Source organism: Nostoc sp. JL23, from assembly GCF_017115065.1.
GTDB lineage: Bacteria > Cyanobacteriota > Cyanobacteriia > Cyanobacteriales > Nostocaceae > Nostoc > Nostoc punctiforme_A.
Window position 1 is genome coordinate 1 of sequence record NZ_JABXKN010000137.1, and the last position, 20,198, is coordinate 20,198.

Sequence of the window (20,198 nt, forward strand, 5' to 3'; positions counted from 1 at the left end):
TCACTGGTGGATTAAAATCGGGGCTTAATCGTAAGTGATTTACCGAACATGATATAAGTTATCCGATTCCCCAAAAGTCCTCCAAAACCCCACCCTGTCCTAATCCTTAGTAAAGAGAGGGACAGGTTGAGGTATCTCAGGGGCTATCTATGAGACTAGCCGTAAATTACCTTGACAAAGGCTTGTGTGTACATCGTAGGTAAACTCTTTGGTAGAGTTATTAAAGTTACGCTGGATAAATCCGTAATCTTCTATTTGGTTCTTCGCCAAAACTATGCGACTTGAGGCGATAATGTTCTACCAACTCATGTTGCATTTTGCGAACTTGGGGAGAACGCGGCAATAACTCGACTGGCTGTCCTTTAGGAATCACAATTTGCTCAACGGCAAGTCTAGCTTCTTCAAGAGCATCCATTTCATCATCGCTACCATTGTGCAAAAACAATTGTAGTTCTCTATCATCGGCCATTTCTGGGTCGTCGATGTTCAGCAAGCGCCGCAAACCACGGGTAATTTGGGGAATAGTGCTGGACTTAATTACGTGGATGGGTACATGACGAGCTTTGGCCATTTGGCGTAATTTGGCGTGGTTTTTGACGTGCGATCGCAGTGCTAAAATTGCATCAGCACTATCTATATCTTTTGTCAATATCACGGGCAAAGTTAGCACGCTAATTACTTGTTCTAGTTGGTGACGGCTAACCCCATAAGGGTAAACGTGCAATGGCAAATCTTCACCATTCGGCCCTGGCACTCTTGTAGCAGCATCAAAATCAATGCTCTCAGAATAATTGAAAGATTCATCCAGCAAACGGTCAAACTCGCTGCGCCCAGTTACCCGCTCTACAGGCAATTGGGGTAGTGCGACCATTTGTCCAGATGAACGCCAGCCATTAGACGGTCGCGCCGGCGGGAAAGAATCTTCCACTGTTGCTAGCTGTCCACCACGACCGTTGACAACAGCTAACTGCCTTGTAACACCAATTTTGCCTTGGTCATCAACGGTTCTCGTTTGTGGGGTAGGCTGACGACCCCGCAGCAGATTATCTACGGTGTCAGCAACACTTTCGTGTACTGTCCAGCGTTGGCGTTCCAACATTTCCACAGCAATTTCAAAGGTAGGTGGGGCTTTTCGCTCCAAAACAGTCTTTTGAGAGCCTCGCCGTCTGGCTTCATCGTCTCCCAGCGTCACAGCTTGGATGCCCCCAACTAAATCAGCCAGGGTGGGGTTTTTAATCAGATTTTCGATCTGATTTCCGTGGGCAGTACCTACCAACTGTACACCCCGTTCCGCAATGGTACGAGCCGCTAAAGCTTCCAGTTCCGTGCCAATTTCATCAATGACAATGACCTCTGGCATGTGGTTTTCCACTGCTTCAATCATCACCTGATGCTGTTGATTTGGATGAGCCACTTGCATCCGCCGAGCGCGACCAATGGCGGGGTGGGCAACATCACCATCCCCAGCGATTTCGTTGGAGGTGTCAATAATAACTACTCGCTTATGCAGATCGTCCGCTAAAACACGGGCTATTTCCCGTAAGGCGGTAGTTTTGCCCACGCCTGGACGCCCCAGCATGAGAATCGATTTACCAGTTTCTACCAAGTCGCGGATCATACCAATGGTTCCGAATACCGCCCGACCAACACGACAGGTCAAGCCAATAATCTTACCAGTGCGGTTGCGAATAGCGCTGATCCGATGCAAAGTTTGCTCAATTCCTGCCCGATTATCTCCGCCAAAGATTCCGACTCGTTGAATGCAATCATCTATTTGTTCTTGAGTAACGGGTACTTCGCTCAAATACTCAGCTTGATTAGGAAAGCGAGCCTCTGGGCGACGACCCAAATCCAAGACCACTTCTACTAAACTATCTCGTTTGGGATGACTCTCTAGTACTTGTTGCAGGTCTTGGGGCAAAATGTCTAATAACTTTTGGAGATCGTCTGTAATCGTCATGCTTTCTATGGTGACGTTTTTAGAGATAGCGAGGACATTTGCGTGCAGGAGAACCCGTCCTGGGTATTTTCCGAACGAGCGATTAAGGCTCCTGCTGTGACTTGATCTGGGAAACGAGAGAATGGGCAAGTTCTACAGCTTGCCAAAGTAATACTTCATCTTCTTCTAGGCGAACATTCGCCTTCACATTAGTGTTACTTACCTCCTTATTCTCTAACTGTTCGAGAATTGGTGACAGCAGTACGCGGGCGTAGCTACCGTAGGCGACCCCGGCGATGGAGGCAGAGGGGCAGAGGGGCAGAGGGGCAGAGGGAGAAAATTCTTCCTTCTCCCCTGCTCCCCTGCTCCCCTGCTCCCCTGCCTCTTTGAGTAGTCCCATTGCCTTTAACTTAGCAACGGTATAGTTATTAGTGCCGCCTGCTAACTGCACATATCCCGGTAACTTAGCTGCCAAAACTTTTTGCCCTAATTTCACCGCAGCTATTGTGGTGCCATCGCCAATATCACCACTCATCGGACGACCATCGGTTTGCCAAATTAAAGCACCCTTCAGTGGGGTAATCCTGTAATACAGCGCTTTCAAATAGTCAATCATCCCTTCGCCATCAGGACAGCTGATTGCTAGTAACTTTAGTTGATCCGCCCACGGTGAAATTGCTTGCCATAATCGCTCAAATTCTGCCAACCGCCCGACTTGTGTATGGATTTCTACGGCATCTACTCCCGTTGACATTACCAATGGTGCGATCGCTCCCGGCGTTGTCACGTATGAAGCTGTATAAATTATACTATAAGGGCAAATTGGTATGCAACGACCGCAGCCATAACACTTTTCGGATACTACTCCTGAAAAGTCTTCTTTGATACTGTCAAACACGATTGCTTGTGCCGGACAAATCCGTTCACAGGGTCTAGGGCAGTCTGTAGGACACTCATGAGGATTAAATTCTGCTTTGCGAAAATGGGGGTCTTCTCCATCGTTTAGGCTGACCATCAAAAAGGGTAAATTGCCTTTGTAGTCAAAGCCTCGCTTTTGGGCATCCTTAGCCAGAGATTTGGCTGCTTGTAGCCCTGATTGCGCTGCTGCAATTACTGCTGGATCAGCTGCAACATCTATGCAGTCAGCGCCCGCCAAAGTATAGGCTAACGTTAAACTTCTGACTGCCGGCAAATGCTGGAAGCTGGCTCCGCAGATCAGCTTGAACCAGTCACCTTGTTTGAGAGATTGTAAAGGTACGAACAGATCAGTCACTATTCTATTATGCGTTTATGCGACTAAAAATAGTAGTCTGCGATCGAGAAAAAGTCCGAATTTGCTGATTTAGGGTTTATTGAATTGGAGATTGGGCATGGGGCATTGAGCATGGGGCATTGGGAATGGACAAGAGACAAGGGAGAGACTTGTTCAATAATTCCCCTTGTCCCCCTTGTCTCCTCTGCTCCTCTGCCCCTCTGCTCCCTCATCTCCCCACTTTTGCAGCCGTCTTAGGAGGCCGATAACATGAGAACTGTATTTTTTGTAGAAGACTCTGCTGAAGATAGAGCTTTGTATCGACGCTTCCTAGAGCGGGACGATCGCTACACTTATGATATTTCCGAATTTGATTCTGGAAATAAGGCCCTACAAGCTTGTCAAGCAAAAATACCAGATGTGATTTTGTTGGACTATCGATTACCAGATTTAGACGGGCTGGAATTTCTCACTAGGCTACAGAGGCAAACTTCTAACAGCCAAATTTCGGTAATTATGCTGACTGGACAGGGAGACGAAACGATCGCAGTCCAAGCGATCAAGAGTGGGGTGCAAGATTATCTAGTCAAGGGAAAACTGACCTCTGATAATTTACGTCGAGCGGTTCATGGGGCGATCGAGCAGATGCAGCTAATGCGGCAGCTAAAACAGCAACAGGAACAACAAAAGTTAGTAGGAGCGATCGCTCTTAATATTCGCCAATCGTTGAAGCTTCAAGATATCCTTGCCACGAGTGTTCAAGAAGTCCGCCAGTTACTGGACGCCGATCGGGTACTGGTGTATCAATTTATGCCACAAATGCAGGGTAGCATTGTAGCGGAGTCGGTATTACCCCAATGGACACCAATTTTAGGACTGGCGATTGAAGATACCTGTTTTCAGGAAAATCAGGGGGAAGAATATCGCCAAGGAAAAATTTGGGCAGCAACTAACATCTACGAAGCGGGTTTAAGTGATTGCCATATTCAACTTTTGGAACAGTTTCAGGTGAAGGCGAATTTAGTTGTCCCCATTTTGTTAGAGAGCAAAGAGACTCAAGCAGTTGAACTTTGGGGGCTATTTATCGCACATCAATGTTCTGCGCCGCGACAATGGCAGAAATTTGAGGTGGAATTGCTCAAGCAACTGACGGTGCAACTAGCGATCGCTATCCAACAAGCCGAACTTTACCACAATCTCCAAACCCTCAACACCGATTTAGAAGCCAAGGTACAAGAACGCACTGCCAAATTGCACCAAAGCGATCGCCGTTTCCGCGCCATCTTCAATAACACTTTCCAGTTCATGGGACTGCTAACGCCAGTTGGCATTTTACTGGAAGCGAACCAGACGGCGCTAAATTTTGCTGGACTGAAACTAGAAGATGTAATCAATCGTCCTTTTTGGGAAGCACACTGGTGGACAATTTCACCGCAAACTCAAGCAGAATTAAAACAAGCGATCGCTCGTGCAGCCCAAGGAGAGTTTATCCGCTATGAAGTTGATGTTCTCGGTGCAAATAACCGAGTAGCAACAATTGATTTTTCACTCCGTCCGCTTTTAGACGAGACAGGTCAAGTTATTTTGTTGATTCCAGAAGGGCGAGATATTACCGAACTCAAACAGGCTGAAGAAAAACTCCAACAAAGTGAGGCCCTGCTAGCCACTACTCAACAAATCGCCCATATAGGCAGTTGGGAATTTAACTTAGTAACCAAAAAGCGCTGCTGGTCTATGGAAACCTTTCGCATCTTTGGTCTAAATCCAATTGAAAGTGAACCGACTCAGGCAGAATTCCTCCAGATGCTTCACCCAGAGGATCGCACACAGTTCCAGACCAATTTTGAACAAGCCATCGCCCAAGAAACCCCTTTCAGTATTGAGTTCCGAATTGTCCGACCCGATGGCTCAGTGCGCTACCTTGAGGGGAAAGCAGAGATAGCTTATAACGCTCAAGGGCAGGCAGTTAAGGTGTTGGGCGCTATTCTAGATATTACAGAACGCAAACAAAATGAGTTAGAAATCATCCGTAGTCGTGAACTGCTAGAAGCTGTCTATAATGAATCTGCCGATGCGCTTTTTTTGGTAAATGTAGAAACATTATTGACTATTGACTGTAACGATCGAGCAGTGAAGCTATTTGCAGCCTCTAACAAAGCTGAACTCATTAACATTGCAGGTAACACTCTGCAAAAACAACAGTTCACTCCTGATGAGTTAGACTCCATAACCGCAGAAATTAATCAGCAAGGGTTTTGGAGTTTAGAAATTGAATACATTACTAAGCAGGGCAAATCCTTTTGGGGAAACATCGCAGCCAAACAAATTACCGTTGCTGGTAACGTGATGAACCTAGTGCGAGTCACAGATATAACTGTGCGTAAGCGCGTCGAAGAAGGCCGCAAACGGGCAGAAATAGCCCTCCGAGAAAGTGAAGAACGACTACAGTTAGCACTTGAGGCTTCGGGCGATGGTTTGTGGGACTGGAACATTCTCACTAAAGAGGTGTATTACAGCCCGCGCTATTTAGAAATGCTCGGATACACTTTTGATGAACTCCCACAAGATTTTAGTACTTGGGAGCGATTAGTTCATCCAGAGGATTTGCCTTGGGTTGAGAAAATCTTGGCAGATCATCTCAAGGACAGTTCAGTACCCTACAAATTTGACTATCGACTTCAAAGTAAGTGGGGTGAATACAAATGGATTGCTAACTACGGCAAAGTTGTCATCCGAGATGGACAGGGAAAGCCTCTGCGAATGACTGGTACTCATCGGGATATCAGCGAGCAACAAGCCGCGCTACGCGAACAAAAACAAGCCGAAGCAGCCTTAGCCAAAAGTGAAGAACAACTGAGACTAACGTTAGAATTTAACCACATCGGTCTTTGGGATTGGAATGTTCAAACAAACGAACTTACCTGGAACGACAACCATTATCGTTTGTTAGGTTTAGAGCCAGAAATATCAGCAGCCAGCTATCAACTATGGCGCAAGTGTGTGCATCCAGAGGATGTTGACCGAATTGAACAGGCTGTATCAAATGCACTGGCACAACATATTAATTTTCAAGGTGAATATCGAGTGATTTTTCCCGATGGCAGGGTTCACTGGCTCACAGGGAAAGGGCGTGGTGTTTACAACGAAGCAGGCAATCCTATACGGATGCTGGGAATAATTATTGATGTTAGTGAGCAAAAGCAAGCAGAAGCAGCCTTGCAAGAAAGTGAAGCTCGGTTCCAGGCATTTATGAACAACAGCCCAGTGCTAGCTTGGATTACTGATACAGATGGGCGTGTACTTTACTTAAATCAAACATACCTGCGAACATTTAAATTACTACCCGAACAAGTGATTGGGCAATCTATTTCTAACCTCTACCCAGATGAAATTGCTCGGCAGCATTTTGAACATATTCACACAGTCATAGAGACAAATCAGGTAATGGAGATGATTGAAGTTGCTCCCCGACCAGACGGTTCTCTTGGTGAGTTCTTGGTATACAAATTCCCAATTCTTGGATTGTCTGAACAAAAGCTAGTGGGTAGGGTGGCGATTGACATCACAGAACGCAAGATTCTAGAGCGAGAACTAGCTCACAAGCAAAAGTTATTGGATACCTTCATCAATAATGCACCTGTTGGTATAACTATTCTCGATCAGGAACTGCGTTATTCATTCATTAATGAAGCATTAGCAGAAATTAATGGCATTCCCGCGGCAGAGCATATTGGCAAGACACCGTGGAAGATTATCCCTGATTTGGCATCAAAACTGGAGCAAGTCTTTCAACATGTCTTAACAATGGGCGAACCGATTCTGGATTTTGAAATCAGTGGAGAAACCCCAAAACTTCCAGGTGTAATCAGGACTTGGCTAGCTTCCTATTTTCCAATTCAGTCTGAAGCCGATCAACCTATTAGCATGGGCATTGTCGTAGTTGAAATCAGCGATCGCAAACGAGCTGAACAAATGTTAGAGTTGCAGGCAGTTATTACCCGCAACATGGCGGAGGGAATTTGCCTAGTTCGTGCCACAGATGCCGTGTTTGTCTACGCCAATCCTAAATTCGAGCAAATGTTTGGTTATGACCCTGGTGAATTAATCGGCCAGCACGTGTCGATTGTCAACTACGGTGATAAATATCATACACCTGAAGATGTTAATCAGGCGATTAGAACTACTATTTTGAAACACGGTGAAGCAACCTATGAAGTCCATAATATTAAAAAAGATGGTACTCCATTCTGGTGTAGCGCTACCGCTTCCGTTTTTGAACATCCTGAGTATGGAAGCGTCCTTGTGGCCATCCATCAAGATATCACTGAGCAAAAGCAAGCGGAGGAAAAAATCAAAGCCTCTCTAAAAGAAAAGGAGGTATTACTCAAAGAAATTCATCATCGTGTTAAAAATAATTTAGGAATTGTCAGCAGTTTGCTGCAAATGCAATGCAGACGAACACAAGATCCTGTGGTGACAGCTATTTTGCGCGATAGCCAAAACCGCATTGCTTCCATTGCCCTAGTTCATGAAAAACTATACCGTTCTGAAGACCTTGCTGATATTGATTTCGCTCAATACATTCCAGATTTAACAACTCATTTATTTGATTCCTATAATGTCAGTTCCAGCCAGATTAAACTAAATATTCAAGTTGATAATGCTAGCCTCGACATCGAAACCGCCATTCCTTGCGGCTTAATTATCAACGAACTGGTTTCTAATGCTTTAAAATACGCTTTTGTTGGTAATCGTGGGGGAAAAATTGAGGTTAAGTTTTATCAAAAGTCCGAATCTAATTTGATACTCATTATTAAAGATAATGGTGTTGGCTTACCTGAAAATTTTGATAGCAAGAAAACCAAAACGCTGGGCATAACCCTTGTCCAGGGTTTAGTCAAGCAGCTAAGAGGAAAACTTGAAATTGACTCTCAACAAGGTACAGAGTTCAAAATTACTTTTACAAACAGCCGGACATGAACATAATTGACATCTCATCAAACACGCAGACAAAAGAGACAGTTCGAGTCCTTGTTGTTGAAGATGAATATATCCTTGCTATCAACTTACAAGAAACTTTAGAGTCTTTAGGATATGTTGTTTTAGATATCGCCGATTCTGCCGAAGAGGCAATTGCAAAAGCAACTAAATTACGCCCAAATTTGATTTTAATGGATATCAGGTTACGAGGTGAAATAGACGGTATCCAGGCAGCAGAGCAAATTTGGCATCATTTGCAAATTCCGATTATCTACGTCACTGGGCACTCTGATAAAAGTACTGTTGAGCGAGCAACGCTAACATCCCCCTTTGGATACATTCTCAAACCCATAAAGGAACAAGAACTTTATGTTGCCATTCAAACAGCACTCAATCGCTACGATCGCGAGCAATTTTTAAGTTCTGTACTTCGGGGAATGGGCGATGGGGTAATTGTAGTCGATACTGAATTAAATATTAAATACATGAATCAGGTAGCTGAAGCTCTGAAAGGGTGGCAATGGAATGAAGCTAAAGACAAGATGTTAGCTGAAGTTATCAAAATTATTGATGAACAAACTCAGCTACCGATAGAAAATCCAATTATTGCAGCTCTCCAAAAAAAAACTACTATATATTTAGGCAGTGGTGTTTTACTAGTTGCTAAAAACAGAAAAACTATACCAATAGCTGATAGCGCTACTCTCTTGAAAAATAATAGTGGTGTAATTACAGGAGCCGTATTTGTTTTCCGAGATGACACGCAACGACGGTTAACCGAAGAACGCAATCTCGCAGATGAACGCGCTCAACAACTAGAAATTCGAGTGGCAGAACTTCAACGCCTGAACAAGTTAAAAGAGGATTTTCTGGCAACCACTTCTCATGAAATGCGAACGCCCTTGTCAAACATCAAAATGGCAATTTCTGTGCTAGAAAATATTCTCGATCGGCAGGGCATCTTAAATTCAAACACACTTCCTCCATCTGAATCTGTAGCCCACTACTTAGGTATTCTGCGCGAACAATGCGAACAAGAACTGGATTTGGTAGACAATTTGCTGCATCTACGAATGATTGATGCAGATGTCTATCCCTTGGAATTAACTTCAATTAAACTGCAAAACTGGTTGCCTCACGTTGCCGAGTATTTTCAAGAACGCGCTCAAGCTAGGCAACAGTCTTTGCAAGTTAGTGTTTCTCCAGATTTACCGCCTTTAGTTTCAGACTTGGCTAGCCTGACTGAAATTATCTCCGAGTTACTCAACAATACTTGTAAATACACTCCGCCTGATGGAGAGATTGTGTTAAAGGTTCAGGTAATTGACACTACAAAAAGTCTGACAAATGAGGATGCTAAATCTGGTGTATTAGATAATTTTCAAGTTCCTTATTTTCAAATCACAATTAGTAACTCTGGTGTGATAATTCCGAAAAAAGAACAATCTCGAATTTTTGACCCGTTTTACCGGATTCCTGAAAGCGATGCCTACGGCAACCCGAAACGGGAACGCTGGCAACAGAGCGGCACAGGATTAGGTTTAACATTGGTTAAGAAGTTAGTAGAATATCTCCAAGGCAGAATTGAAGTTACCAGTTCTCAGGGCTGGACAACGTTTACAGTTCAGCTGCCTTTGAGTTTGTGATCGTATTTGTCCTTTGTCCTTTGTCATTAGGCGTTGGTTATTAATTCTTCTTTTCCTGTCTCCCTCACTCACCGAAAGAGTTCAAACTACGCCAAAATCTAAATAAACGCGATCGCATCTTACCGACAATGCAGATTACCCAAAGTCTCCATACAGCGATTCTTGTGACTAACTTAGAACGCTCTGAACATTTTTATGGCAAAGTATTGGGATTATCCAAAATAGATCGTTCCCTAAGCTACCCTGGTGCATGGTATCAAGTCGGCGACTATCAAATTCACCTGATAGTTGCAACCACTGTCCCCACGGAAAACCGAAACGAAAAATGGGGACGTAATCCCCACATCGCTTTCACAGTAGCTAACTTAGACGCTGCCAAACAGGAATTCCTCAATCATAATTATCCCATTCAAGCTAGCGCCTCCGGTCGCGCTGCCCTGTTCACTCAAGACCCTGATGGGAATGTTATCGAGTTGAGTCAGCAGTGAGGGGGGGCAGGGGAGCAGGGGAGCAGGGGAGCAGGGGAGCAGGGGAGCAGGGGAGAATTAGTAGTAGTAAGTTTTTCTCCTCTGCCCAATGCCCAATGCCCAATGCCCCAGATCCTCTTCTATTCTGGTAATTTATATTGTCCAACAATACGCTTGGCAAACTCTGGAACGTGCGCTTCTAATTTTTCTGGATGATTGCGCTTCACATACAAATAATTCCGAGTAAAGTGAGAATCAATGGAAAATCGCGCATATTCTAGACCCTTGGGGCCGATTTTTTCGATTACCACACCCATCAGTTTTGCTGCCCACATCGGTAGAGTAACACCTTTATCGTAAGCGGGAATACTTTGTTGTACGGCTTCTTTCCGGTTGCCTTTAGACGTTACTGGTTGGGTATCTAACTGGTCTTTTACTAAATCCAGCATTTCCTTACCAGTGTCATTTCTAACTACAATCCATTGCCAACCGAAGGGTGCGCCCATATAGCCAACAACTAAGTCGGCTAAGGAGTTGACGTAATCAAAGCAACTCATACAGGATGGGGCAAAGACATCTTTGAGTTTGTTGGTCTTCAAGCCAAAGAAAGGCACTGTTTCTGATGAGCCATCTTCATGTTTGAAATGAACCCGGAAGTCTTGCATGAATTCGTAATGTACAACTGTATCAGGCGAGCGGCTGGTGGTTTCTAAGAATTTTTGCAGTCCGGCGCGGTTAACGTTGTCTACGCAAGGCGTACCCAAAACATACAGCTTTTCTAAACCAAGTTGTTTTTCTACGGCTCGTAATGCCTGGATTTGGCAACCAACACCAATTACCAACAGCCGCTTCATTCCCGATTTTTCCACCTGTTCTAATATGGAAAGGCTCGGGGAAAGCGTTGGTTTATTTACCCGTGCTGCTAGTATTTCTTCTGGGGTACGGGCGATGACGGGCATGGGTTGAAAGCGGTCTTCTTTGGTGTTTTGCACGCAGACGACACCTTCAACTAAGCCGCGATTCAGCATTTCAATGGCAATGCTGCTAACAATACCCGTCCATTGTGCGCCTTCAATGGGCTGCTGTTTCTTCGCTGCTATCATGTCTTGATGAACACCAAAGTAGAGTTCATCGGGGTTTTCGAGATGGCGCGATCGCGTGTGTGTTTCTTCTTCAAGTTCACCTATTTGCTGATTAATAAAAGCACAGGCTTCCTTGACATAGTGAATATAGTATGTATCGCATAGTCCGCACTCGCTACAAAGTTCTTTCGCAGGGCGGCGGCTGGTAGGTTTTAAGGCTCTGGCTTTTTTGTGAGGAGAAACTGAGGTCATATAAACTTTTTGTTTTATCCAGGAATCGCTTTTATTACAATACCTTCACTCGCTATGAACTTGACGATAGACCATGAACAAGACATTGTAATGTTTTGAAACGCAGAGGGACGCAAAGTAATGCAGAGTTTTGCCTAATTTATTTCGCTACGAATTAATTAAATATTCTACTGAGGCTTTGATGAGAAATTATAGAAATACAATCGCACTCAGCGATGAGTAGGATAAATAAAATTTGATTTTTGATACACAGATAAAAGCAGACATTCCCAAACTAGCCGTGGTTGAGCGTAAGAAAGCAAGTGTTTTCGAGATTGTTCTAGCTGGTTAATGATACTAGATTGATGCCACTGCTGCCAGTAGAATTGCTGAAGATAATCAACTAACCACAGTTGTGCTTCTGTATCTAAATCCTTATCAATTTTTTTGGCTAACTCTAAGGCGTTACGGTAAGATTTAGGCGCTTTTTTCAAGTCTTCAAGTAACTCATCAGGAATAGCTTGTAATTGTTCATAAGATGCGATCGCACTGCCGGCACTACCAGATGCTATGCTCAATACTGCCTGATTTTGCAAAATTTCCTGATGATTTGTTTGTGTGAGTACAACAGCTAAAGACTGGGCATCTAAGCGATAAAAAGGAATGCGTTGACAGCGTGATACCAAAGTCGGCAACACAGATTCAGGTGTCGGTGCAATTAAAATTAATGTCGCCTGTCCCGGTTCTTCCAAGGTTTTAAGTAAAGCATTGGCTGCGGCTTCTGCCATTGTTTGGGCTTCTTCCAGCACTACCACATTCCTCGGCGCTTCCAAAGGCGGACGACCTAAAAACTCGGTAATTTCCCGAATTTGCTCTAGTCTAATTACAGGTGGTGCTTTACGCTTGAGTCCTTTTTCGGCTGCTTCTGCTGCTGTTAATCGTTGTCCCTGGTATTGGTACGTTGGTTGCACCCACAATAAAGCTGGGTGGTTCCCCTGACGCAAACGGTTTTGTAAAGATGCACTGACTCCCATGCCACTAGAAAATAGCAATTCCACAAAACACCTGGCTGCTAAACTCCTGCCTACACCATCTGGTCCCACAAATAAGTAAGCTGGAGGAACCCGGTTTTGTCTGACAGCCTGAGTGAGTAATTCTATAGCTTGCTGTTGTCCAATAACTGGTGCAAATGGATCGTTAGTCATTAGTTAGGAGTTAAGAATTAGGAGTTATTATTTTCCATTTGCTCTTTGTACTCAGCACTGTTTGGGTAAATTAGCGATCGCTTAGAAATATCTTACCTTTAGGGACTTCCGGTTAAAAAAGCATCCCATAGTAGGGGCGCACAGCCGTGCGTCCCTACTACAAATAATTTGGGATACTAAACCTTAGACGTGAGAAATCTGGATATCTCCGCATGTGCCAATACAGCACCAGGTTCGCGCTGGAGAGCGTTGTAATACTTTCTCTCGAAGGTATTACCCGTCTCTAGCGGTACAATGAGTGTACGGACATCAGCAATCAATTTTTGGAAATCGTCCAGCAATATCGGTTCATCTGCTTGGAGCATTTCATCAACTTGCACAACCATCTCAGAAATGCGATGTAGCCAAGCAAATTGTTCGTGAGCAATGACTAGCTGAAGAAGTTCTGCACTTGATACTCGTCCACTAATCTGTTCGTAGGCAATACGTTCTGTCTCCAGCAACATCTTGTGAAGGTGGAGTAATTTGTTTCGTAAATCACGCAGATATTGATGCTGACGTATTCTTTGTGTAAGTGCGTTAGAAGTCAATGTTACTTATCCTCTTGTTACAATAGTCTTCAATGGCTTAAATAATTTCATTAGGATTGGGGGGACAGGTAGACAGGTAACAGGTGATAGGGATCTGTACCCTGTTACCTTTAACCTATTCCCTTCTTCTTCCCCATGTCCTTGTGAATGGAGTTTTTTATGTATTTAGGTTTCCTTGCTAAGAAGCACTATAATGAGCATATCTTTTATAAACGTCATATCTTATATTTGATTAATCATATATTAACATAAAATTATAAGAACTACATAGTGTAGAACCGAGCGAGAAAATATCAATTATGGGAAAACCATCTTCATGTCGCTAGCAAATGTAATTTTAGGTCTTCTTCAGCAGCAAGAAATGACGGGCTACGACCTCAAAACGAGCTGCTTCGATCAATGCATTGCCCATTTATGGCCAGCAGATCAGGCACAAATTTACAGAACTCTCGATAAGCTAGTTGAGCAAGGCTGGATTACCTGTAACATTGAGATTCAACACGATCGCCCCAACCGCAAAGTCTACAGTGTGACGGAGCCAGGGAAAGCCGAATTTAGGCGATGGCTAGGGATTCATCAGCCCTTACCGACTATCAGAGAACCTTTACTCGTGCAGTTGCATTTTGCAGATCAGTTGTCGAATGAAACCATCATTCACCTACTGGAGCAACAATTAGCGGCTCGAAGCAAAAAGCTGGCTGAATGTGAAACCATCCATTTGCCATCATTCGGCGATGAATCTGCCAACCGCAAGCAGGTGATGCAAAGGCTGGTGCTGGAGTTGGTAATCCGAAGAGAAGAGACTTATATTGATTGGTTGAAGACAGCGATTGATGTTATCAGTCGCCAAGAGCCATATCCATTTACCAAGAAAGAATTCAGGAGTCAGGAGTCAGAATTCAGAATTGAATTTTGAACGAAAGAGCAAATGAATCGTGGATTATTTGTAGGTTTAGTAACTTTAGATTTGATTTACCTTGCTGACTCTGCCCCTAAGAATAATCAGAAGATTGTCGCTACTGACTATACTGTAGCGGCAGGGGGACCAGCAACAAACGCAGCTGTAACTTTCAATTATTTAGGAAATCAGGCTACTGTCTTAGGTGTAGTAGGTTCTCACCCAATGACGCAGCTCATTCGAGATGACTTGGCAAATTACAAAGTTGCGATCGCAGACCTTGAGCCTAGCACTGATTTAGTACCGCCTGTATCTTCGATTATTGTCACTCAAGCCACAGGTGAACGCGCTGTGGTTTCGATCAATGCTGTGAAAACTCAAGCTAGCAGCGCATCTATCCCACCAGATATTTTGCAAAATGTCGATATCGTACTGATTGATGGACATCAGATGGTGGTTGGTGATTCTATAGCCCAAATGGCTAAGGCCAATAATATCCCAGTAGTAATCGATGGTGGTAGTTGGAAGCCTGGATTTGAGCAAATTTTACCGTTTGTAGATTACGCTATCTGTTCAGCTAATTTTTATCCTCCCAATTGCCAAACTGGAGAAGAGGTTTTTAGCTATCTCAGTGGATTTGACATTCCTCACATCGCCATTACCCACGGACAAGAACCAATTGAATACTTGAGTAACACTAAAACTGGTATCGTAGATGTGCCGCAGATTCAAGCGGTTGATACGTTAGGGGCTGGAGATATTTTTCACGGTGCTTTCTGTCATTACATTTTAAAGGAAAGCTTTACTGATGCACTGACACTGGCAGCTAATATTGCTGCTGATTCCTGTAAATTTTTTGGTACTCGGCGCTGGATGAATTTAAAGGGCTGAGTTGTCAGGTTAATAAAATTATAGAAGGCCAAATTAATGAAAGATTTACAAGAAATATTAGAGATCGCTCGTGAGGTAGGTTGGGGTGCAGCAGAGATACTGCGATCTTATTACCACGGTACAGCAAAAGACCCTGACTTAGAAATCCAGTATAAGCAGAATGAGCCTGTCACTGTTGCCGATGTAGCTGTGAGCCAATACATTTTACAGAGGCTACAAGCAACTTTGGGTAACGAAGATTTTGCTTACATCAGCGAAGAAACTTATCAAGCGCCAAGTAGTGCTAGACAGCCTTCTGCCCCTTGGGTATGGATAATTGACCCTTTGGATGGCACACGAGATTTTATCGAAAAAACTGGCGACTATGCAGTTCACATTGCTTTAGTCAAAGAAACACGCCCAGTGTTGGCAGTGGTGGCAGTACCAGAGGCTCAAAAGTTATATTACGCTACCAAAGGCGGGGGTACATTTGTAGAAACCCGTGACGGATCTGTTCCTTTACAAGTGTCTTCAGGTAAAGGAATTGAGGATTTAACCTTAGTCGTTAGTCGTTCTCACCGCAACCAACGGTTAGATCATCTGCTACAAAACTTACCCTGTCAAAATCAGAAATCTGTGGGTAGTGTTGGCTGTAAGATTGCCACCATTGTCGAGCAACAGGCAGATATCTACATTTCCCTTTCCGGCAAGTCTGCGCCCAAAGACTGGGATATCGCTGCCCCAGAATTGATTTTAACAGAAGCCGGTGGTCAGTTTACTCACTTCGACGGCACTCCGTTGCAGTATAACACTGGTGATATCAATCAATGGGGAGGTTTGCTAGCTAGTAATGGTGAATATCACGAATTACTATGTAAGAAAGCAGAGGGTATCTTAGCGCAGTTTGACCATAGCTAATGTACTTGAGGATAAATATTTTTTAATTTAGATTAATTTGCTTTTAAGACAGTTGATCGTGGTATGATTAATCAGATTACCGATAATAATCTTTGCCCCTTAGTCCACAGCTTAATTTTCAAAACACTAAATATCTGGGCGATCGCAAGTTAATTACGATTTCCGATTAAAAGTGTAACTTTATATAGTACAAGCAAAAAAAGCCAGTCTTTAGAAAGTCTGCAAACCGTCCTGAAAGGTTTGATTTGTGAATAAAATTCACTATCAGGCAATATTCAAAGGCTGAATGCTGTGCTACACTCATGGACATAAAGATTATTTTCGGTTGAGTAACTCGTTTTGATTTCTAAAAACCGTCTCTCCGAATTTAACTCTCTACACTCCCTGAATTCGGAGATTTCTATGTCAATTTACGTCGGAAACCTGTCCTATCAGGTTACAGAAGAGGACCTAAAGCAGGCTTTTGCAGAATACGGAACAGTAAATCGTGTTCAACTACCCACAGATCGGGAAACAGGCCGGCCTCGTGGGTTCGCTTTTGTGGAAATGGAATCAGACACACAAGAACAAGCTGCCATAGATGCACTTGATGGTGCTGAGTGGATGGGACGTGATTTGAAAGTGAACAAAGCTAAACCTCGTGAGGAAAGAAGCAGTTCTCCTCGTGGTAGCTGGGGTGGCGGTAATGCCCGCCGCAACAATAATCGCTACTAAGTCGATTCCTGAAAATTTCACATTTAGAGTCTCCAGCAGATAAAGCCAAAGGCTCAATTCTGCTGGAATATTTTATTTGGTATCTAACCTTGAACTATTCATCCACATTAAGGAGGAATGAGAATGACACAAGTAGTTTTAGGGGAGAATGAAGGTATTGAATCAGCCTTGAGAAGATTTAAACGGGAAGTTTCTAAAGCAGGAATTTTCCAGGATATGAGAAAAAAGCGTCACTTTGAGACGCCGATAGAAAAAGAGAAGCGTAAAGCAATTGCTAGGCACAAACAACGTCGTCAACAACGTTCTCGCTTCAATTAAAAGCCCAAGCAAATTTGCCCTTCGATTTGACATCTAGCCAGCATCTCTTCATTGTTGCCATACCTACAGCAAGCCACAAGTAATTAGGCATACATCAATCAATAAACAACACTGTTCGTGGTGGCGCTATACTGATTTTTAGCGCTACTAATTGTATATTTTCAATTGCGTTAACTAAGTAAGCATAATTAAACATACAATAAAATCCTAGTTTGTAGTGAGCGATTTATCGCTCATAGCAAGGTTTATCAGGACTAAACTCCTTACTACAAACTTTAATTTCTCTTTATGCCTAGCTACTTAGGGCAATTCGTAGGGGCGTACAGATAGCTATGCGCCCCTAACTTGTGCCTGATTCCACAAAGAAGCGCTATAGTTTGTTGAGTTCCATTTGCGGAACTCGCAGCAATATAAATGTATTCTTCCTCTATATCCATAAAGTATTGTAGATATCGTTAGTCTGCAATCCCTGGCTCTGGATTTTGAAAAAAAATGTTACGACTTTATCATTTATTACTAGGCTCTATTTTGCTGGTGTCAATACCAGTGGGAGCGAAATTTGTTCTACCCCAATTTTCTCCACCCAAAGTAGTAAAAACTCCTACCGTTGCCAAACTTCCCAACTCTAATCAGGAAAATATCTGGCAGAAAATTCTGGGAAGTGCTGCTGCTCCAACTAACTGGCAAGTTGCTCCCTGTGAAGGAAATGCACCCCTGTTGTGTGTCTCCTCCAAAGGAAAACGTTTGGGTACAGTAGAGATTAACATTTACCCACTAGCAAACAATGAGGATTTCCGAAAGAAACTCTTAGCATCTGGTATTCCAACTGCTTCCCTAGTAGACTACCAAAGTTCCAAGTACCAAACCCAGTTATTACCAGTACTTAAGACTTGGGTTGCAGACCACTACGCTGCGTTTGCAAAAGATCGTCAGGGTAAATATGGAAAACAGATTATTTTCTCAGCCTACCCACCGCAACCAGTACCCATTGGTAAGCTTCAGGGAATTCGCTATGGGTTCGCTGGACTTAAGCAACAAAGTGGAGTACAAGAGCAACATATCGGTCATGTTGCCTTTGATGGCACTAAACTTTACGTAATTACTACTGCATTTGACACAGGTACGCAAACAGGTAAGTTTGATAAACTAGAAGATTTGGCTATTTTTCAACCTTACTTGTATGCGATCGCAGCAGATTTGCATTTACCCCAATAGGGATTGGAGATTGGGAAATCTTCCTAGTCCCCACTCCCCATCAGCCTAAATCTCAGCTACCGCGCGTTCAATCAAGCGATGTGCTAAAGTTTGCGTGCCAGTGTGCTCATAATAATTTGTTGCTACATCCAGGAATGCTGCGAGGTAGTCCAACTTATCATCAGCAATATCGGTAAAACTTTGCAAGTTGTGGACAACCTTTTGCGGCGTTAAATTATTGGCGCTAACTAACCCACTCATCCAACCTTTCACTGAGTCAAAGCTTTCGCCGATAAAGTTGAGTTTACTGCCGGCATTGCTCCCTGGAATCACATCTTTGATGTTTTTGAAAGTCGAGTTTTGTTCTAACTCCTGTGGATTTGTTTGATTCAGGCCAGATATCGCTTTGCTGATAAAATCTGGGCCCAAAGGTATCAAACCATCAACGCAAACTAATGCCACCATACGGATGAGTGACTCACCACTATACTCACCTAAAGAGGCGACAAAATCCCCAATACTGTCTCCCGGAATGCCGTTAATTTGACAGAAGGCTACCAACTCAGCCACTAATTTTAATGTCAAATCAATGGTTTGGGCTTTATCAGGTTTGGGAGTGACAGAGTTTAAAAAACCTAACAGAGGAATTTTCTCACCAACTTTGTTAGCTAAAGCTGCTGCACCAAGCGCTTTATCTGTATTATCAACAGTTTGATATAACCACAAGGCTGTTTGGTATCCTTGGGATTTGTCGTTGAATAGATAAATCGCTCTTTCGCCAATTTGCTGAATTAAATCTTCGTCGTCTTCACCAGTGACTTTCTTGATAGTGTTGACAAAGCCGACGGTGTTTTGCCACTCTCCAGGAGCAACAAAATCAAGGGACTTCAACATAGAAACAGTCAAGCCGCCAGTTGGCAATTGATCGACCAACTCAACAATCGATTTGCTCACAAAAATCTCCTTATTTAAGTTTTATGATCTGAATGTTAGTAGTGCAAATCATTTCAGTCTAGCTAGACCATTAAGATTAAACTTTTCTAGCCAATCTTCGCGATCGCTAGCTGTAAATGATGAATCACGAGAAAGTGCTTTTACTTGGTACTTACCTACCAAAATTGCAGTTTGCGTTTTACCAACTTCTATTGCGGGATAACCGCCAATTTTTTTAGTGCTTTTCGAGAACTTTGCTGCTGCACTGGGTGTACTAGTGGTATCAGAAATAGACAGCACCGCTATATCTTTACCGCTTTTTTTCAACTTCGCTTCCGCAAAGCCTTTTTTCTCTTGGGTATAGACGCGTTGGTAGCCATCACCAGCTTTTGGGAAAAATTTATTAAATTCGCTACCCTGAGTTGCGGTTTTAGCTACCGATTGACCGCTTTTTTGTTGAGTACTTTCTTTTTGCGCCTGGTCAAAACGTCCAGGTGTTTTTGGACTACAGGCTGTTGTCAGTAGTACCACCGACAGCAGCAAAGCGGCTACTACCCTACGTCCACGGTGTAAAATCATTCTTGGCTTTTCCTTATAGTTGAGCTTTGAGGCAATTATCTGCGCTGCTAGCAATTATTACCCGTAAAATTTACTTTTTGATAATTATTGCCTAACTTCTCAACTATAAGGGTCATTTTTACACTTCAAAAAAGTGTCAAGTGCCATACTCAACGTAGCAATTAACCCAATGCAAAAACGCCCCCCCTTTCGGGAGAGCGTTTTTCGTCTACAGATAAACTTGAAGAGTATATCTCAGATTATGATTAACCGTTGATAGCAGGAGCAGTTAAAGCTACAGGAGCAGAATCGCCAGCAGCCAAATCGAGAGGGAAGTTGTGAGCGTTGCGCTCGTGCATTACTTCCATACCCAGGTTAGCGCGGTTGATTACATCCGCCCAAG

Annotated in this window: 16 protein-coding genes and 1 pseudogene; 9 read left to right on the forward strand and 8 right to left on the reverse strand. The window is 43.4% G+C overall.

Going from position 1 to position 20,198, the window contains the following annotated elements:
* Positions 1–226: 226 nt before the first annotated feature.
* Positions 227–1,960, reverse strand: a complete 1,734-nt coding sequence (locus tag HWQ42_RS29340; protein WP_292818108.1) for a R3H domain-containing nucleic acid-binding protein — start codon at positions 1,958–1,960, stop codon at positions 227–229.
* 82 nt (positions 1,961–2,042) lie between these two features.
* Entirely contained in the window at positions 2,043–3,212 is a 1,170-nt protein-coding gene (gene ldpA / locus HWQ42_RS29345) for a circadian clock protein LdpA (protein ID WP_292818110.1), read from the reverse strand.
* A gap of 249 nt (positions 3,213–3,461) precedes the next feature.
* Between ldpA and HWQ42_RS29350 the strand changes: the two genes are divergently transcribed.
* The 3 genes from HWQ42_RS29350 to HWQ42_RS29360 all read left to right on the forward strand — a co-directional run bounded on the left by HWQ42_RS29350 (position 3,462) and on the right by HWQ42_RS29360 (position 10,305).
* Entirely contained in the window at positions 3,462–8,171 is a 4,710-nt protein-coding gene (locus tag HWQ42_RS29350; protein ID WP_292818112.1) for a PAS domain S-box protein, read from the forward strand.
* Positions 8,168–9,817 (forward strand): response regulator, encoded by a 1,650-nt coding sequence (locus HWQ42_RS29355; RefSeq protein ID WP_292818114.1) that lies wholly within the window; start codon positions 8,168–8,170, stop codon positions 9,815–9,817. The genes HWQ42_RS29350 and HWQ42_RS29355 overlap by 4 nt, the downstream gene beginning before the upstream one ends.
* A gap of 128 nt (positions 9,818–9,945) precedes the next feature.
* Complete coding sequence (locus HWQ42_RS29360) at positions 9,946–10,305, forward strand: VOC family protein (RefSeq protein WP_292818116.1); 360 nt, start codon at positions 9,946–9,948, stop codon at positions 10,303–10,305.
* A gap of 119 nt (positions 10,306–10,424) precedes the next feature.
* On the opposite strand, the gene HWQ42_RS29365 is transcribed toward HWQ42_RS29360, so the two are convergent.
* From HWQ42_RS29365 to HWQ42_RS29375, 3 genes are all read right to left on the reverse strand, one after another.
* Positions 10,425–11,618: a Coenzyme F420 hydrogenase/dehydrogenase, beta subunit C-terminal domain gene (locus tag HWQ42_RS29365; protein WP_292818118.1), complete on the reverse strand. Its 1,194-nt coding sequence runs from the start codon at positions 11,616–11,618 to the stop codon at positions 10,425–10,427.
* A gap of 209 nt (positions 11,619–11,827) precedes the next feature.
* Positions 11,828–12,802, reverse strand: coding sequence for a DNA polymerase III subunit delta' (locus tag HWQ42_RS29370; RefSeq protein ID WP_292818120.1), 975 nt, complete (start codon positions 12,800–12,802; stop codon positions 11,828–11,830).
* Between the two features lie 176 nt (positions 12,803–12,978).
* On the reverse strand, positions 12,979–13,392 hold the full coding sequence (locus HWQ42_RS29375; RefSeq protein WP_292734192.1) for a hypothetical protein: 414 nt from the start codon (positions 13,390–13,392) through the stop codon (positions 12,979–12,981).
* Positions 13,393–13,708: 316 nt separating this feature from the next.
* Between HWQ42_RS29375 and HWQ42_RS29380 the strand changes: the two genes are divergently transcribed.
* The 6 genes from HWQ42_RS29380 (at position 13,709) to HWQ42_RS29405 (ending at position 18,325) form a co-directional block, all read left to right on the forward strand.
* A complete protein-coding gene (locus HWQ42_RS29380; protein WP_292734190.1) occupies positions 13,709–14,308 on the forward strand; it encodes a PadR family transcriptional regulator in 600 nt (199 codons plus the stop codon).
* 12 nt (positions 14,309–14,320) lie between these two features.
* Positions 14,321–15,181: a sugar kinase gene (locus tag HWQ42_RS29385; RefSeq protein WP_292818123.1), complete on the forward strand. Its 861-nt coding sequence runs from the start codon at positions 14,321–14,323 to the stop codon at positions 15,179–15,181.
* Between the two features lie 36 nt (positions 15,182–15,217).
* Positions 15,218–16,078, forward strand: coding sequence for a 3'(2'),5'-bisphosphate nucleotidase CysQ (locus tag HWQ42_RS29390; RefSeq protein ID WP_292818126.1), 861 nt, complete (start codon positions 15,218–15,220; stop codon positions 16,076–16,078).
* 402 nt (positions 16,079–16,480) lie between these two features.
* Positions 16,481–16,792 (forward strand): RNA-binding protein, encoded by a 312-nt coding sequence (locus HWQ42_RS29395; RefSeq protein ID WP_094348369.1) that lies wholly within the window; start codon positions 16,481–16,483, stop codon positions 16,790–16,792.
* Between the two features lie 123 nt (positions 16,793–16,915).
* Positions 16,916–17,110, forward strand: coding sequence for a 30S ribosomal protein S21 (rpsU, locus tag HWQ42_RS29400; protein ID WP_069073011.1), 195 nt, complete (start codon positions 16,916–16,918; stop codon positions 17,108–17,110).
* A gap of 492 nt (positions 17,111–17,602) precedes the next feature.
* Positions 17,603–18,325 (forward strand): hypothetical protein, encoded by a 723-nt coding sequence (locus tag HWQ42_RS29405; RefSeq protein WP_292818131.1) that lies wholly within the window; start codon positions 17,603–17,605, stop codon positions 18,323–18,325.
* Positions 18,326–18,370: 45 nt separating this feature from the next.
* Here the strand turns inward: HWQ42_RS29405 and HWQ42_RS29410 are convergent, their stop codons facing one another.
* From HWQ42_RS29410 to HWQ42_RS29420, 3 genes and pseudogenes are all read right to left on the reverse strand, one after another.
* On the reverse strand, positions 18,371–19,258 hold the full coding sequence (locus HWQ42_RS29410; RefSeq protein WP_292818134.1) for a hypothetical protein: 888 nt from the start codon (positions 19,256–19,258) through the stop codon (positions 18,371–18,373).
* A 48-nt stretch (positions 19,259–19,306) separates the two neighbouring features.
* Complete coding sequence (locus tag HWQ42_RS29415; RefSeq protein ID WP_292818137.1) at positions 19,307–19,816, reverse strand: hypothetical protein; 510 nt, start codon at positions 19,814–19,816, stop codon at positions 19,307–19,309.
* Between the two features lie 245 nt (positions 19,817–20,061).
* A pseudogene (locus HWQ42_RS29420) lies at positions 20,062–20,198 on the reverse strand (photosystem II q(b) protein); the annotation flags it as partial.

Coding starts and splice junctions, on each gene's coding strand:
- HWQ42_RS29395 (WP_094348369.1), top strand. CDS start 16,481: ATGTCAATTTACGTCGGAAACCTGTCCTATCAGGTTACAGAAGAGGAC.
- HWQ42_RS29390 (WP_292818126.1), top strand. CDS start 15,218: ATGAAAGATTTACAAGAAATATTAGAGATCGCTCGTGAGGTAGGTTGG.
- HWQ42_RS29340 (WP_292818108.1), bottom strand. CDS start 1,960: ATGACGATTACAGACGATCTCCAAAAGTTATTAGACATTTTGCCCCAA.
- HWQ42_RS29380 (WP_292734190.1), top strand. CDS start 13,709: ATGTCGCTAGCAAATGTAATTTTAGGTCTTCTTCAGCAGCAAGAAATG.
- HWQ42_RS29355 (WP_292818114.1), top strand. CDS start 8,168: ATGAACATAATTGACATCTCATCAAACACGCAGACAAAAGAGACAGTT.
- HWQ42_RS29415 (WP_292818137.1), bottom strand. CDS start 19,816: ATGATTTTACACCGTGGACGTAGGGTAGTAGCCGCTTTGCTGCTGTCG.
- HWQ42_RS29405 (WP_292818131.1), top strand. CDS start 17,603: ATGTTACGACTTTATCATTTATTACTAGGCTCTATTTTGCTGGTGTCA.
- HWQ42_RS29365 (WP_292818118.1), bottom strand. CDS start 11,618: ATGACCTCAGTTTCTCCTCACAAAAAAGCCAGAGCCTTAAAACCTACC.
- HWQ42_RS29385 (WP_292818123.1), top strand. CDS start 14,321: ATGAATCGTGGATTATTTGTAGGTTTAGTAACTTTAGATTTGATTTAC.
- HWQ42_RS29350 (WP_292818112.1), top strand. CDS start 3,462: ATGAGAACTGTATTTTTTGTAGAAGACTCTGCTGAAGATAGAGCTTTG.
- rpsU (WP_069073011.1), top strand. CDS start 16,916: ATGACACAAGTAGTTTTAGGGGAGAATGAAGGTATTGAATCAGCCTTG.
- HWQ42_RS29360 (WP_292818116.1), top strand. CDS start 9,946: ATGCAGATTACCCAAAGTCTCCATACAGCGATTCTTGTGACTAACTTA.
- HWQ42_RS29370 (WP_292818120.1), bottom strand. CDS start 12,802: ATGACTAACGATCCATTTGCACCAGTTATTGGACAACAGCAAGCTATA.